This is a genomic window from Thiofractor thiocamini (assembly GCF_055384375.1).
In genome coordinates this window covers 367,423-382,990 of the sequence record NZ_AP042389.1, presented here as the reverse complement: position 1 = coordinate 382,990, position 15,568 = coordinate 367,423, and the positions used below count along the sequence as shown (strand labels likewise).

Sequence of the window (15,568 nt, the reverse complement as noted above, 5' to 3'; positions counted from 1 at the left end):
TTTCATTATAGTGAAGGGCCGAATTTTGAATAATCACTCTCGTCGGTGATATATTTTTTAAAATTCTCTATAAACATCGAGGCTAGTTTGTCTCTTGTTTGATCGTACTTTTCTTTATCTATCCATGTATTTCTTGGATTTAGAATATTGCTGTCAACTCCCTCTAAAGTCTTTGGAATAGAGAGATTAAATACAGGAAGTGTTTCAAATTCACTATCATTGATACTTCCGTCAAGTATGGCATTTATACATCTTCTTGTAGCTTTTATACTCATTCTTTTACCAACTCCATAAGCTCCACCGCTCCATCCTGTATTGACAAGATAGACATTTACATTGTGCTGATCGATTTTTTCTCCAAGAAGTTTTGCATAAACCGTAGGATGCAAAGGCAAAAAAGGCTCACCAAAGCAAGAGCTAAACGTTGCTACGGGTTCGATTATACCTCTTTCAGTTCCTGCGACTTTTGCGGTATATCCGCTCAAAAAGTAATACATTGCCTGCTCTTTTGTAAGTTTACTAACCGGAGGTAGCACTCCAAAAGCATCCGCAGTTAAAAATATGATATTTTTAGGATGACCGGCCTGCAATGTTTGGCAATGATTTTCTATATGATAAATAGGATATGAAACTCTTGTATTTTCAGTTTTACTTTTATCTTTATAATCCACATGTCCTTTTTCATTTATGACAACATTTTCCAAAAGTGCATCTCTTTTTATGGCAGCGTAGATTTCCGGTTCGCTTGAAGGATCAAGGTCGATAACTTTTGCATAGCATCCTCCCTCGAAGTTGAACACTCCCTCATCATCCCAACCATGTTCATCATCGCCTATCAAAGCTCGATTTGGATCGGTTGAAAGTGTAGTTTTACCAGTTCCGCTAAGCCCGAAAAATAAAGCCACATCATCATCTTTGCCTACATTTGCCGAGCAGTGCATACCAAGCTTACCCTCAAGAGGTAACCAGTAATTCATCATGGAAAATACACCTTTTTTGATCTCTCCACCGTACCAGGTACCACCGATGACCGCTATATTTTCCTCCACATTGAAAACCACAAATACTTCGGAGTTGAGTCCCTGCTCTTTCCATTCGTCATTTGTTACTTTACTTGCTACAAAAAGTGTAAAGTCAGGCTTGAAATCTGCCAACTCTTCATCACTCGGTCTTATGAACATATTTTTTACAAAGTGCGCCTGCCATGCGATTTCAGCTATGACCCTTATGGCTTTTTTACTGTTTTTACTAGCACCTGCAAATGCATCTTGAACATACAGCTCTTTCCCGTTCAATTCCTCTTTCGCTTTTTCAAACAGTTTATCAAATACCTCTTTTGATATGGGATGGTTTATATCTCCCCATGCAATATATTTGTTTGAAGGCGGTTGATCTACAAAATACTTATCTTTTGGGCTTCTACCGGTAAATATACCTGTATCTACACTTACACACCCGCTGTCAGTTACGCGTCCCTCATGATTTTGTATCTCGTGTTTGTACAACTCATCATAATCCAAATTATGATAAACCTTTTTTATATCTTTTATACCCGTATTTTCCAACTCTTTCATAACTGACATTTAAAAACTCTCCTATTTAAATATTGAAAGCAGCACACCTGCTGCAACCGCTGAGCCTATAACACCTGCCACATTCGGTCCCATGGCATGCATCAAAAGCATATTTGTCTTGTCCTCATCCATTCCCACCTTGTTTGATACCCTTGCAGCCATAGGAACGGCGCTGACTCCGGCTGATCCTATAAGTGGATTTATCGGATCTTTCGAAAATTTGTTCATTGTTTTTGCCATCAAAACTCCGGCCATCGTACCTATGGCAAAAGCAAACAAACCGATAGCTAAAATTCCCAAAGTATCCGCTACCAAAAACTTCTCCGCAGCAAGTTTTGAGCCTACTCCAAGTCCTAAAAATATCGTAACTATATTTATCAAAGCGTTTTGCATCGTATTTGAAAGTCTGTCAACCACTCCTGAAACTTTCGCAAAATTTCCAAAAGTCAACGCTCCTATAAGAGGCGTTGATTCTGGTAGTATCAGTATGGAGAGTATCAAAACAGTCAAAGGAAATAGTATCTTTTCAAGCTTGCTTACTTCTCTTAGCTGTTTCATTTTTATCTTTCTCTCTTCTTTTGTTGTGAAAAGCCTCATGATTGGAGGTTGTATTATAGGCACAAGCGCCATATACGAGTATGCGGCAACCGCTATTGCCCCCATCAGATCAGGAGAAAGTTTGGATGCGACAAATATCGAAGTAGGACCATCAGCCCCGCCTATGATGGATATAGCCGAAGCATCTTTTAGTGTAAAATCGAAAAACGGAGTATATTGACTAAGAAGCAGTGCTCCAAGAAGTGAACCAAATATACCAAACTGTGCCGCAGCTCCAAGCAGTGCAGTTTTAGGATTGGCAAGCAACGGTCCAAAGTCTGTCAAAGCCCCCACTCCCATAAAGATTATAAGAGGGAAAAGTTCATTTTTTATACCGGCATCAAACAGAGTACCTATAAAACCTTCATGTCCTATGATATTTGCCAAAGGTATATTGGCAAGCAATCCTCCAAAAGCTATAGGCAGCAACAAAAGAGGCTCGAACCCCTTGGCAATCGCCAGATAAAAAAGCAAAAATGTTATGAGTATCATTATGACTCTACCCCAACTTTGGGCAAATTTACTCAAAGGCTCACCAAGCGCATTCGTTGCACCCTCTTTTGGATTTAAAAAAGCGTAAACTCCGGTTGTTTTATAAAAATTTTTAAAAAGCTGTCCTATAGAGACTGATTTGTACTCTTTTGAGTAGTGCTCTTTTTTTACATTTTCTTGCATATTTGTACTGCTTTCAGCGGCAGATAGATTTACCACGCCAAGGAACATGGTTGCAATCAAGACGATATAAAGGATTTTTTTCATTATTTTTTTCCTCAAAACTTTTTACATTACAAAAAGCAATTGGCCGTTTTCCACATTTTCGCCCTGACTTACATTGATGGACTTTATGGTACCGCTTTTTGGTGCGACAACCTCAATCTCCATTTTCATAGCTTCCAAGATCATTACAACATCATCCTTTTTTACCGTATCGCCGACATTTGCGATTATCTTAAATACACTCCCGGGAAGCGTTGAAAATACTTCATCCCCCTCGACAGAATCTATCTCTATAGGAGTCTCTTTTTTGATCTCCTTTTTTGACTCAACAGGAGTTACCGAGATATTTTTATCTTTGCCTTCGATTACATCCACATTATATTTTTTCCCATTTACTACGACTGTATAGCTTCCACTCATCTCTTCTCCACCTTTTTTTGTACTTTTTGTCTCTTTTTCTTTCATTTGTGAAATTTTTCTAACGTTTACTTTTGCTTCACCTTTTAAAAACGCTATGCCTTTTTCCTTGCAGGCTGCGGCTATGAAGATATTTTCTTCAGTTGTTTTTATCCCTTCATCTTCAAGCATTTTAACAAAATGTTCTCTTGATTTGTTTGGATCTTCGTTGGCAAGCTCTAATGCAGTTTTGGTTGTAGGCTCAAGTTTTAGCTGCTCACTTGCAAGCTTGATGATTTCAGCGTCAGGCTCTACCGGTGTTTTTCCAAAATATCCCAAAACCATCCTGCCGTAACCTTCGGCAATCTTTTTCCAAGGACCAAACATTACATTGTTAAATGCCTGTTGAAAATAAAATTGACTAACCGGTGTTACGCTCGTACCGTATCCGCCTTTTTCGACAACTTCTCTCATCGCATTTATGACTTCTGGAAATTTATCCAGTATATTGTTATCTCTCATCATTTGAGTATTGGCTGTCAATGCGCCTCCAGGCATAGGAGAAAACGGAATGATAGGAGAAACGGCCGTAGCTTCCGGCGGGATAAAGTAATCCTTCAACTTCTCTTTGAAAAATGTCTCATATTTTAAAATCTTCTCTTTATCAAGCCCTCCAAGGTCATAATCAGTACCCTTGGTAGCATGAAGTAAAGTCAATATGTCAGGTTGACTTGTCCCGCCACTTACAGGGTTAGCAGCAAGGTCTATACCGTCAACTCCGGCATCAAGTGCCGCAAGATAGCATGAGACACTAACTCCTGCGGTTTCATGGGTATGAAGTCTTACATGTATATTTTCCGGTAACAGTCTCTTTGCCATTTTTATAGTTTCATAAACTTTGTGAGGATTGGAAGTTCCGCTTGCATCTTTAAAGCATACACTATCATACTCTATGCCACTATCAAGGATATTTCTTAAAACTTTTTCATAAAATGCCACATCGTGGGCACCTGTACATCCCGGAGGCAACTCCATCATAGTCACGACAACTTCATGTTTCAAGCCATGTCTTTTTATGCATTCTCCACTGTATTTAAGATTTTCAACATCATTTAGGGCATCGAAGTTTCTTATGGTTGTAGTTCCGTGTTTTTTAAAAAGTTTTGCATGAAGATCGATCATTTCACTGCTTGCGGTATCAAGCATGACCGTATTTACACCTCGTGCCAAAGTTTGCAGGTTTGCTTCCGGCCCTACCACTTCTCTGAATCTGTCCATCATATCAAAAGCATTTTCATTTAGGTAAAAAAACGGACTTTGAAATCTAGCTCCCCCGCCAAATTCAAAATGGCTGATTCCTGCCTCTTTCGCAACAGACACCACATCAATGAAATCCTCTAAAAGAACCCTGGCTCCAAAAACGGACTGAAATCCGTCTCTAAAACTCGTATCCATTATATCTATAAGTTTTTTTGCCATATTTTTTCCTTATTTTTTTCTATGCTCTGTGATCGCCGCAGTGATCGCCGCTACTACTTCATCTTCATTTGATACTTTTACCGAAGATTTCTTTGCTGGAGGAGGTGTTTTTTTGGCAGGGGGAAAATATTTTTGGACTATTTTTGATTCTACTTTGAGGACTATGACCATGAGATAAAGAAAAACATATACTGTAGTCATACCCAGGACTAAGAATTTGACCCCTTCTTCTATAAGAACTATATTATCCATTTTGTATCCTAAAAGTTAATCTTATTGGAATTTTAACATTATAATCATTAAATAAAAGCTTAAAAAGAAAATATTTTTCCAAATATTCATTAAGTACAATACTAATTACACTACTACTACACTAATTATTGCAACTCGGGATGGATTCCGAATCACTTGCAAACTCTTGTAAAAAACGATACATTCGTCCTTTTTCCTTTTTAAAGTCTTGGGAATTTATGTACTTTAAAACATTAGGCTTATCTTTATGAAAATCTTTCAAATCTTTTATATCAGTTGTAAAAAAGCTCTTCCACTCATCCTGAGTTGCCATATTTCCCCACATTCTGCCGGTTCCATGGCAAGTTCCACACCTTTTCAAATAATACTTTTGCCCTTTTTTCTCTTTTGCCGCAAAACCTAAAGTCACAAATACCATAAGCATTATAATCATGATTTTTTTCATTTTGCATCCTTCAAGCCATATTTTTTACCATATAGTCTCTTAAACCTTCCTAATGCATCCTTGCTCCATTTTAACATTTGATCCACATTCCAAAATCCAAATATAATCATATGTTTTTTCCCGTTTCTGGCTAGTTTTTCCTCATTTGGTCCCATAAAAACAAATGCCGGAGTTATACTTACTATAAATCTAGGGGGTGCCTGGTCGGTTGTTTCATCTTCAATGGAGTCCGAACCCGTTGAAGTATCAAGCTCAAGTTTTACAAAGTTATTATCAAGAAAGTTTTTCAGTCTTGGATCCGGCAAAATCTGCTCTATAACCTTTGGACAGTAAAAACAACTTCTAGAATGTAAAAAAAGTATGATCGGTTTTTTCTCTTTTTGAGCCGCTTGTTTTGCATCATCAAGGTCGTGCCTCCAATCCATTCCAAGCTCAGATCCAAATAAAAAAACGGCACTTACGATAAGAAATAAAACCTTTCTCATAATTACTCCTTATAATTATTATAATATTTACTATAATTAAATTTAATAATTTAGCAAAATATTACTCTTCATTTTCTTAAAATATTATAAATTGGCAAAAATAGTATAAATCATAAGAAAAGGCACTTTTATGGCACTTTTATTTGATACTATTTCGATAGTCAAGTATTTTGGCAAAAATAAAGGGCATCTCTAAAAACCCTATACACCAATAGTAGTCAAAGAAAGGATAAGATTTTGCAAGAGAAATTTGAAGTACTAGCCGTAGCTAATTCGAAAATTTATCTTGTGAAAGATTATCCTTTATTTGACTTCCCTTCGGGCATTATGAGGTTTCCCATCTACTTCGTTAAACTTTCTTGGATTATTAGAATAGTCCTGCAAAAGTTTGCCTTGCATATGAAAAACCTCATAATGCTATTGGTGCATAGGGTTTTTAGAGATGCCCTAAAAAAGGAGAGAAAATGCTAAGATCAAACTTAAGCAAAGTTGCGATCATCTTAGCTCTTATATCTACCTGGGCATTTGCAGACTGTATGTCGTGCCATAAAGGTATAGAAGATATAAGGCACAAAGATTCGCAGATGATGCAGCAGATCAAAGCTATGGGTGCGGGTGTGGGCGATCCAAACGGTTGTATTATATGCCACGGCGGTAATCCAAAAGCCACAACCAAAGCTGAAGCGCACAAAGGTGCTCCTGGACATCCGGGAGGATTGGAAGCATTTGTAAGAGATCCGGGAAGTTACTGGATTATGGATAAAACTTGCGGACTTTGTCACTCTGATACCGTAAACAATATGAAGAAAGCTTTAATGGCTACAGAAGCCGGTAAAATTCAAGGAAATCTTCATACTTGGGGAAGTTTGGATACTCAAAAGGTTAAATTTGGAGATTACAACGTAAAAGATACAGATGGCAAAACTCCGGCTTGGGGTACAAAAACATATAAAAAATATATGGTTGCCATGGCTAACAAATACAAAGACCAATTTCCTACCGAGTTAAAACAACTTCCACTTCCGCCACAATCATCAGCAGATTTGATGCAAAAACCGGGAGAAAGTAAAGAAGCCTTCTTGAAAAGAGTCGGTTATCATGCTTCTATCTCTTATCAAAGAAGTGACTGTCAAAGATGTCATATAGGTGTCAGAGGCAGAAAAGGAAGAGGTGACTGGAGAGGTATGGGATGTAGTGCATGCCATGTTCCTTATGGTAATGAAGGTATATATGAAGGAAATGATCCTACCATAAACAAAAAAGAGCATGGTCATTTACTTGTCCATGAAATACAAGGTACAAGAGATGCTAAAGTTCATGTTCCTACAACAGGTGTAACATTCAGTGGTATTCACCCTGAAACTTGTAACTCTTGCCACAACAGAGGTAAAAGGATAGGTGTTTCATTTATGGGTATGATGGAACAACCTTACGGCTCACCTCTTATGCCGGGCGGTAAAGCTCAAAGCAAAACTCACGGCAAGAGATATTTACACTTAAAAGCGGACATTCACTTTAAAGCAGGTATGACTTGCCAGGATTGTCATACATCTATAGATATGCATGGTGACGGAAATATAGCCGGTACTACTTTGGGTCAAGTAGAGATCGAATGTTCTGACTGTCACGGTACCACTACCAAATTCCCCTGGGAATTGAAAGTTGGTTATGGTGAAAATGAGTTGGCTGTCGGTGCACCTGAAGGCCCAAGAGGCTTGGCTAAAACACTTCCAGCTTGGATGCAACAAGGTATGGTTTATGATCCTGAGGGCGGATATTTACTTTCAACCAGAGGAAACCCTTTGGGCAATGTTGTCAAGAAAAAAGGATCAAATACTGTTATAGCTCACTTAGCTAGCGGAAAAGATTTGATAGTTCCTCAGCTTAAAACAAAACAAATCAAAAAAGAGTTATCCAAAGCAGGTGAAGTTGCAATGTATAGCGTAAAAGCTCACATGGAAAAACTTGAATGTTATGCTTGCCACTCCAGTTGGGCTCCACAATGCTATGGATGCCACGTAAAAACAGACTATAGAAAAGGCAAGAGTAAAATCGACTGGATAGCAAGTGGCTCAACTCACTTTAAAAACGGTGAAACAAGCGAATCTGTTCTAGGCACCAAAGGTAAGAAGCAGATGGGTAAATCAAGCGAAACCAGAAGTTATACCGAATGGGAAAACCCGATCCTTGGAATCAACGGAGAAGGACTTGTAACACCTATCATCCCTGGATGTCAAGTCACATATACCGTTATAGGTCCAAAAGGTGAAACTCTTATACTTAACAAACAGGCAAGAGTTCATGATAACGGACATATAGTCGATGCTATAGATATGTCTCCGGTTCAACCTCACACTACTGACAACAAAGCAAGAACTTGTGAGAGTTGTCACTCAAGTCAAAAAGCTTTAGGATACGGCAAAAAAGATCCTATGACCGATCAAGACAAAGATATCAAGATAGATCTCCAGGATCTTGCAACAGGCAAATTTGCTTCTTCTCATACAACCGTACAAATGGAAGCGATACCTGGTATGAACTTTGGATGGTCTCAAGTGGTTACAAGAGACGGCAAGCAACTTACCAATGTCGGATCACACTGGCCGGCTTCAAGACCTCTTGATCAAGATATGAGAGAAAAAATGGAAAGAACAGGCGTATGTATGGGATGTCATCAAAATATGACAAATGACAAACTTTGGAAGAAAGTCAATACCAACCCCGGTATATTGACAGACAAAGACCATATCAACAAAGTCAATGCTATCTTGCAAGGATATGCAAAAGGACTTAAAAAATGAAAAAAACTTTGAGTAAAGTTTTGATGGGGCTGCTTTTTGCAGCCCTTTTTTTATTAAGTGGATGTGATGAGAAAACATCCGTCAAAACAGTAAAGCAAGAAACTCCAAAAGTTACAACTACCAAATCCGAAGCGGCGAATACCGTCAAAACGGATACGGTTAAAGTTGCAAAAACAAACGATATACCGAAAGTCGATAACAGTGATATATTTAAAGATACGTTTTCACTTACGCCAAACGGCAAATATATGATCGTTATATTTGAAACTGACGAGTGTCCGTATTGCGCTAAAATGAATCTTGATATCCATAATGATAAAAAGCTTCATGATACACTAAAAAACGACTTCAGTGTTTATTCTCTTGATGCCATGAAAAACAGAATGCACAAGATTGAACACGAAGGCAAACCAATGGATGTAGATACGAAAACACTTATAGATATATATAGTGTCAATTCGACCCCTACACTTATATTTATGGACAAGCAGGGCAAAAGGATACTTATAGTTCCAGGATATATGCCTCCAAAACAGTTTGAAGTTACGCTCGAGTTCATAAAAAGCGGGCTGTGGCTTGGAAAAGATAGAAAAAACGGGGAAGTTTATAAAGCTTTAAAAGAGTTTTATGAGAAAAATGGCATAATGGTCGGTAAAAATAAGAAATCATAACCAAAAACTATGGGGGAAAAATGAAAAAATTTTTAAAATTGCTATTTTTTATACTATTTCTAGTAGCAAATGTAAATGCAAAAGATACGATACTTAAACATACGACAAAACTTGTGGCAAACGGAAAAAATGTTCTTTTACTTTTCGAGACCAAAACTTGTCCGTATTGTAAAGTTTTCAAAAAAGATATAGAACAAAATAAACAATTACACAAACTTCTAAAAGAAAATTTCAATGTTTACTCTATTCCGCTGGATGAGTACCACGAGTATGAAATGGGGGATACGAAGCCTCCTAAAAAAACAAATACCGTCTCTTTAAAAATGGGTTTTACCGTCAAGGCGACTCCGCAAATAGTAATGTTTGATAAAAACTGGAATAAGATCATCCAGCTTCCAGGTTATGCAGATCCTTCTCAAATGGTAATATTTGTAAACTATATCGTCAAAGGTTTATATAAAACGAAGGGACTTAAAGAGTATCTCCAAGAAAAAGGCATGATGTAAAGAGGTAGGGAACTTGAAGATACTGATCCTTGAGGATGATGACTTTATAAGAGAAGAGATTATAAATTATTTCACAGCTAAAAATCATAGTGTAACCGGCTACCAAAATGCTGAGGGACTTTTTGAAGATAGTGTTCTTGGTAGCTATGATATCTTTCTCTTTGATATCAATATGCCCGGACTCAACGGATTTGAAACTCTAAAAGAGTTAAGGGAATTAAAAATAGACACTCCTATCATCTTTATAACGTCCATGTCCGATATCGACTATGTAAAAGAGGCTTATTCTCTGGGGTGCAGTGACTATATAAGAAAGCCGTTCTTTTTTGAAGAATTGGAACTTCGTATCAACAAACTTATCTTAAAAGATGTTGACGATCTTATAAAATTAAACGATACATATACGTTTGATATCAAAAAGCAAGAACTTTATGATAATGATGGCAATATTGTAGAATTAAGCAAAAATGAGTTGAAACTCATATTTTTACTGGTTAAAAATATATCACATACCGTAAACTATGATACCATCATAGACTATGTATGGGAAAACAAACCCATAAACAGCAATACACTTAGAACTCAGATAAAAAAACTAAGGGCCAAACTAAAAGATAACTTCATAGAAAATATCAGAGGATTGGGCTATAAGATAAACAGATATGGTTGAATTAAAAGATTTACAAAAAAAGAAGAAAAGATTTAAACTATTTCTCTTTTTATCATATCTGCTTTTTGCCACTTTGCTGCTTACTGCTATATTTATGCTTCATATATATTTCAACAATTTAACTGCTATTAAAAAATTTGAACACCAGGCTACAGTCCATGCCAAAGACAAGATGGAATATCTGAACTTTTTTTATGAAAATGTATCAAATACACTAAAAGCTATAGCAAAAAACAGAAACTTTTTAAATTTTGTAGATAAAAACAGAGATAAAAAAGTGGTAGAAAACCTTTTTCTAACGATAGTCGATAGTGACAAATACTATATGCAGTTAAGATATATCGATACCAATGGTAATGAAATTTTGCGATTTGACAGGGATAAGATAGGTGCCACCCCCTATGAAGTTCCCAAAAACTTTTTACAAAACAAATATCCAAGATATTACTGTAGACAATGCCTTTCACTTCCAAAAGGCAAGATATGGTTTTCAAACATAGACTTAAATGTCGAACACGGAAAAATCGAAACTCCCTTTAAACCGGTAATCCGTATAGCATATCCCATTTATACAAAAGGTAAGTACAAAGGCTTTTTGATACTCAATATCTTCATGAGGGATTATTTAAAAATACTTACTCTTTCACCTACTTTCGATGTGTATTTGGTAGATGAAAAAGGATATTTTATCATTTCTCCCAATGGATTGTACAATTGGTCGAGATATATAAAAAACGGAAAAAATATCTATGATATATTTCCAAAGAATGCCGGGAAGATTATGAGTGCAAAAAAACCGCTTTTCTTAGAAAAGGAGAAGATTTTTGTACAGCCGTTGAAATTTAAAAATTCACAGAATTTAAAACTGATATATAAAGAAAAGATAGAGAAGATAAAAGATGCGGAGCATTATATAGCAAAAAGAACATTTTTTACTGTTTTGCTCGCTATCATAGTTGCCATACCTTTTGCATTTTTACTCTCAAGCCCCATAAACAAGATGTATGAATCACTTGAAAGCAAATCAAATGAACTTAAAGATTTGGCAAACAATCTTGAAACAAAAGTAAAAGAAGAGATAGCGAAAAATGCCAAAAAAGACAGACTCCTTGAAAATCAGTCAAAACTAGCCGCACTTGGAGAAATGCTTGCCAATATAGCCCATCAGTGGAGACATCCACTTACAAGACTCAGTCTCATTTTACAAAATATAAGGCTTTACAGTTCTCAGGGGAAATTAGATAAAGAAACACTGGATAGATATATACAAAACTCACTAGAACAGATCGAGTATATGTCACAAACCATAGATGATTTTAGAAATTTCTACAAAGAAGACAAGAAAAAAGTATCTTTTGATATAGAAAATTCCATCTTCAACGCTGTCAATATCATCGGAGCTTCCATTAAACATAACGGTATAGATATGCAAGTAGGTATCATGGACTCTATAACATATGACGGATATCCGAACCAACTCTCTCAGGTTATACTCAATATATTGCACAATTCCAAAGATGCACTTGAACTAAACAGAGTAAAAAATCCATACATCAAGATAAAACTGCATAAAAGTGCGAATTATGCAAAGATAGAGATAAAAGATAATGCCGGAGGAATCCCTGAAAACATCATAGACAGGATCTTTGAAGCAAACTTTACCACTAAAAAAGGTACCGGAACAGGCATAGGCTTGTATATGTCAAAAACCATAATCGCGGATAATTTTCATGGCGATATAAATGTCAAGAATGACGAAGAGGGAGCAATTTTCACTATAGTGCTACCTTTGAGAGATAAGGCCGGATGATATCCGACCTTTTTTAAGATTTATTTTAATCCCGCTACATACTTTGCAATCGTATCTATCTGCTCGTCACTATAGCTTGCAACCTGTCCTTTCATGACACCTTTCATAGGACCTCCAAAAGTTCCGGCTTTGTAACCCTTCAAAGCTTTTGCAATCTCTTCGGCTTTCATGCCTTTAACAACTTTTGAAACACCAAGAGCTTTTTTCTCAAAATTTGCCCCATGACATCCCGCACACTTGGCAGTCAAAGCCTTCCCATCCGGCGCCGCCATCAAAGACAAAGCCCCAACAGTCAAAATAGCTACTAAACTTAACTTTTTCATTTCATCTCCTTTAAATTAAGATATGAAATAATAAACAAAAATAGTGAAATTATTGTGAAAATCCTAAACAGTCAAACTGCGTTGCCTTCTTAGGATTTTCTATGCTTTTTAGTGTTTGAGTCCTAAAATCAAGGATTTTAGTGACGAAATCCAAAAAGTATTGTATCCTTGAAGAAAATCGTGGCGAGTGAAACGAGGTAGATTTTCGGTTAGTTTAACGAAGTTAAACAATGAAAAATACTTGACTTTTTAATTAAATTGCATTAGAGTATTCTTGCTTAAAACCATTGGCTTTAATGATTTACTCAAAAGTAGCCTGTCCCCTTTAATTCAAATAAAAATTATATGACAATCATATTAAAAAGTCAATATTATGACAAAGTCTATTGTCAAAAACTCACTTCACCCTTAATTTTCCAAAAACCTTATACTTATCCCAGTATATATCTATAGCTTTTTTTAGCTCCTTATCGCTTAACTTAGTCGAAAGTTTTATACCGTATCTGTTAATATATCCTTTTGGCATTACCGTTTTAAAGTATGATGGTTTTTTAAGATAGTCGACAAGAGCTTCTTTGACTCTTTTTTCACTACTGTATTTCAAAAGATACCTATAAAAAAGCTTATCCAAAGATACAGCCTGGTTTTTATGGCACTTAACACAATTTCTTTGATACACATTCTCTTTTGCATCCAAAAACAAAAGAAAAACCCCAAATAATAAAATAACTACTTTTTTCATCAATACATCTCCTAACTCATCCACTCATTCACCACTGCACTCTAACTTCCGTATACTCTCCCTCTTTTGAGTCAACTTTTATATCCAGGTTGTACTCTTTTGCTATCATCCAGACTATATTCAAACCTATACCAAAACCGCCGCTTGCATCGTTAAATCTTTTGTATCTGTCAAATATCTCCTCAAGTTTTTCATTTTTTATACCTATGCCGCTGTCTTTTATACTTAGATAATTAACTCTAAGTGTTATTTTGATCTCTCCACCGATTTTGTTGTATTTGATGGCATTTGAGATAAGGTTGTCTATGAGTTTTATGGCTCTGTTTTTATCTATATGAAGCTTTATATCATCTTTGATATCAAGTATGAAATTTATCTTTTTTGACTTTGCTATCTCTTTAAAGTATTCGCATCTGTCTTTTAGCAAATCACTCAAGTTTATATCTTTATCATCTTTTTGTAATTTGTGATTTAGCACTAGATAAGTCAAATCCTGATATATATTTGAAATGGTTTTGGCCGCTATGTTTATCCTGTTGATTTTTTTGATATTTTTTTCACTGCATGTTTTTGTATCGATTGTCTCTATATTTGCCAATATCGCACTTACCGGTGTATTTAACTCATGAGTGGTATCTTTTATAAACCTGTCAAGCAACAAAAGCGAATCTCTCATAGGTTTTAAAAAGAGTCTCATCAAAAAGTATCCCACTACGATGATAAGTACGAACAACGGGATACCGTAAAAAATTATCTTTTTATAAAACTCTTTTAACCATGCCTTATCATCATCTATCTCAAAAACTATATATTTGGCTCCTAGATAGTACTCTTCAGGCTCTTTTATGAAATGTATCTCACCGTTTTTTTCATATAAAACCTTATCCAGATCAGGCTTGGTTTTAAGTAGAGAAAATATCTTGACTCTGTCACTGTCATATATAGCGGTTCTTACTCTTTTGTCAGTGGGATATATGTGTGTTTTTGAAAAATTTCTATGCAATCTTTTTAATTTAGGTATAAAAACTTTTGAATAATTCTGTAAAAATTCTCTTTTGTTCTGTAGCATCAAATCTTTTTGAAAACTATAATACAAAAAAGCGATAAATGCCAGAATAATGACTGAAAAAAAAGCATAGAGCAAAAGAAAAGCGAAAAGACTTTTCCTTTCACTCTGTAACAATTTTGTATCCGAGCTTTTTGATACTCTCAATACTCTCTTTTCCCAAAACTTTTCTTAGATTCTTTATATATGTTCTTAATGCACTGTCACTGTAGGTTTCATCATAATCCCATAAAGTTTCATATATTTTCTCATGTGATATGATCTGGTTCTGGTATTTTAAAAAAAGTCTTAAAAGCTTGTCTTCTTTATTGTTCAAAACAACTTTTTTGCCCTCTTTTACAAGTTCATTATTATCCAAATCATAAAACAAATCCTCTTTTAACCTGATCTTGTTTTCAGCTTTATGAAAAAAGCTTCTTTTAAAAATGCTCTGAACTCTAAGAAGCAACTCTTTTAACTCAAAAGGTTTTCTTATATAATCATCACAACCGCTCTCATACCCGTCACTTAGATCATCGGTAGAGTTTAAAGAAGTTATATAAATTGCAGGTGTTTCATCACCCTCTTCTCTTATCTTCTTAAGCAGTTCAAACCCGTTAAGTCCTGGAACATTGACATCTAGAAGCAAGAGATCGAACTTTTCTTCGTATATCTTCTCATCCGCACTGTCACCGTCATAAACACAAACTACCTCATACCCTTCATCTTCTAAAAATTCCTCTATAGTTTCACTCAGATTGATATCATCTTCAAGGAGAAGGATCTTACTTTTTGGCATTTTGCTTCTTTAATATTTCAAGATTTTTCATATAAATTCTCTTCTCTTTAGGAGACATTTCGGAAACCCTGCTTTTAAGCTCATTTAGTATCTTGTTTTGATCTTTTTTCTCTATGGTGTAGTTCATGATAGCCAGCAGTTCCTGGGTACTCATAGCTCCAAAGTCGGCAGCAAAGAGGGTCAAACAAAAAAATATTGTCAAAAGAAGTCTTAACATTTCCAAGCTCTCCATGTAAGAATATAGTATATATTACCA

16 protein-coding genes are annotated in these 15,568 nt (G+C 35.8%); 5 read left to right on the top strand and 11 right to left on the bottom strand.

Annotated elements, in window-relative coordinates; translation table 11 throughout:
• Window positions 1–5 precede the first annotated feature (5 nt).
• From pckA to ACZ47B_RS01910, 6 genes are all read right to left on the bottom strand, one after another.
• Window positions 6–1,574 carry a phosphoenolpyruvate carboxykinase (ATP) gene (gene pckA / locus ACZ47B_RS01935; RefSeq protein ID WP_464895744.1) on the bottom strand — a complete coding sequence of 523 codons (1,569 nt, stop codon included), beginning with the start codon at window positions 1,572–1,574 and terminating at the stop codon, window positions 6–8.
• A 21-nt stretch (window positions 1,575–1,595) separates the two neighbouring features.
• Window positions 1,596–2,930 carry a sodium ion-translocating decarboxylase subunit beta gene (locus ACZ47B_RS01930; protein ID WP_464894994.1) on the bottom strand — a complete coding sequence of 445 codons (1,335 nt, stop codon included), beginning with the start codon at window positions 2,928–2,930 and terminating at the stop codon, window positions 1,596–1,598.
• 21 nt (window positions 2,931–2,951) lie between these two features.
• A complete protein-coding gene (locus tag ACZ47B_RS01925; RefSeq protein WP_464894993.1) occupies window positions 2,952–4,763 on the bottom strand; it encodes a biotin/lipoyl-containing protein in 1,812 nt (603 codons plus the stop codon).
• Window positions 4,764–4,772: 9 nt separating this feature from the next.
• Window positions 4,773–5,015 (bottom strand): OadG family protein, encoded by a 243-nt coding sequence (locus ACZ47B_RS01920; RefSeq protein WP_464894992.1) that lies wholly within the window; start codon window positions 5,013–5,015, stop codon window positions 4,773–4,775.
• A 121-nt stretch (window positions 5,016–5,136) separates the two neighbouring features.
• Window positions 5,137–5,460 (bottom strand): c-type cytochrome, encoded by a 324-nt coding sequence (locus ACZ47B_RS01915; protein WP_464894991.1) that lies wholly within the window; start codon window positions 5,458–5,460, stop codon window positions 5,137–5,139.
• Entirely contained in the window at window positions 5,457–5,945 is a 489-nt protein-coding gene (locus tag ACZ47B_RS01910; protein ID WP_464894990.1) for a thioredoxin family protein, read from the bottom strand. Before ACZ47B_RS01910 ends, ACZ47B_RS01915 begins: the two co-directional genes overlap by 4 nt.
• A gap of 464 nt (window positions 5,946–6,409) precedes the next feature.
• Here ACZ47B_RS01910 and ACZ47B_RS01905 point away from each other — a divergent pair, with 464 nt between their 5' ends.
• The 5 genes from ACZ47B_RS01905 to ACZ47B_RS01885 are packed head-to-tail and all read left to right on the top strand — an operon-like array spanning window position 6,410 to window position 12,403.
• Window positions 6,410–8,746 (top strand): cytochrome C, encoded by a 2,337-nt coding sequence (locus ACZ47B_RS01905; protein ID WP_464894989.1) that lies wholly within the window; start codon window positions 6,410–6,412, stop codon window positions 8,744–8,746.
• Window positions 8,743–9,417 carry a thioredoxin family protein gene (locus ACZ47B_RS01900; protein ID WP_464894988.1) on the top strand — a complete coding sequence of 225 codons (675 nt, stop codon included), beginning with the start codon at window positions 8,743–8,745 and terminating at the stop codon, window positions 9,415–9,417. Before ACZ47B_RS01905 ends, ACZ47B_RS01900 begins: the two co-directional genes overlap by 4 nt.
• Window positions 9,418–9,437: 20 nt before the next feature.
• On the top strand, window positions 9,438–9,923 hold the full coding sequence (locus ACZ47B_RS01895; protein ID WP_464894987.1) for a thioredoxin family protein: 486 nt from the start codon (window positions 9,438–9,440) through the stop codon (window positions 9,921–9,923).
• Between the two features lie 13 nt (window positions 9,924–9,936).
• A complete protein-coding gene (locus ACZ47B_RS01890) occupies window positions 9,937–10,593 on the top strand; it encodes a response regulator transcription factor (protein ID WP_464894986.1) in 657 nt (218 codons plus the stop codon).
• A complete protein-coding gene (locus ACZ47B_RS01885) occupies window positions 10,586–12,403 on the top strand; it encodes a sensor histidine kinase (protein WP_464894985.1) in 1,818 nt (605 codons plus the stop codon). The genes ACZ47B_RS01890 and ACZ47B_RS01885 overlap by 8 nt, the downstream gene beginning before the upstream one ends.
• 20 nt (window positions 12,404–12,423) lie before the next feature.
• On the opposite strand, the gene ACZ47B_RS01880 is transcribed toward ACZ47B_RS01885, so the two are convergent.
• The 5 genes from ACZ47B_RS01880 to ACZ47B_RS01860 form a co-directional block, all read right to left on the bottom strand.
• Complete coding sequence (locus ACZ47B_RS01880; protein ID WP_464894984.1) at window positions 12,424–12,726, bottom strand: c-type cytochrome; 303 nt, start codon at window positions 12,724–12,726, stop codon at window positions 12,424–12,426.
• A 397-nt stretch (window positions 12,727–13,123) separates the two neighbouring features.
• Window positions 13,124–13,468, bottom strand: coding sequence for a hypothetical protein (locus ACZ47B_RS01875; protein WP_464894983.1), 345 nt, complete (start codon window positions 13,466–13,468; stop codon window positions 13,124–13,126).
• Window positions 13,469–13,496: 28 nt separating this feature from the next.
• A complete protein-coding gene (locus ACZ47B_RS01870) occupies window positions 13,497–14,537 on the bottom strand; it encodes a sensor histidine kinase (RefSeq protein WP_464894982.1) in 1,041 nt (346 codons plus the stop codon).
• 100 nt (window positions 14,538–14,637) lie between these two features.
• Entirely contained in the window at window positions 14,638–15,312 is a 675-nt protein-coding gene (locus tag ACZ47B_RS01865) for a response regulator transcription factor (protein ID WP_464894981.1), read from the bottom strand.
• The gene (locus tag ACZ47B_RS01860) at window positions 15,299–15,529 is read right to left on the bottom strand and encodes a hypothetical protein (protein WP_464894980.1); all 231 of its coding nucleotides are present in this window, start codon (window positions 15,527–15,529) and stop codon (window positions 15,299–15,301) included. Before ACZ47B_RS01860 ends, ACZ47B_RS01865 begins: the two co-directional genes overlap by 14 nt.
• Between the last annotated feature and the right edge of the window lie 39 nt (window positions 15,530–15,568).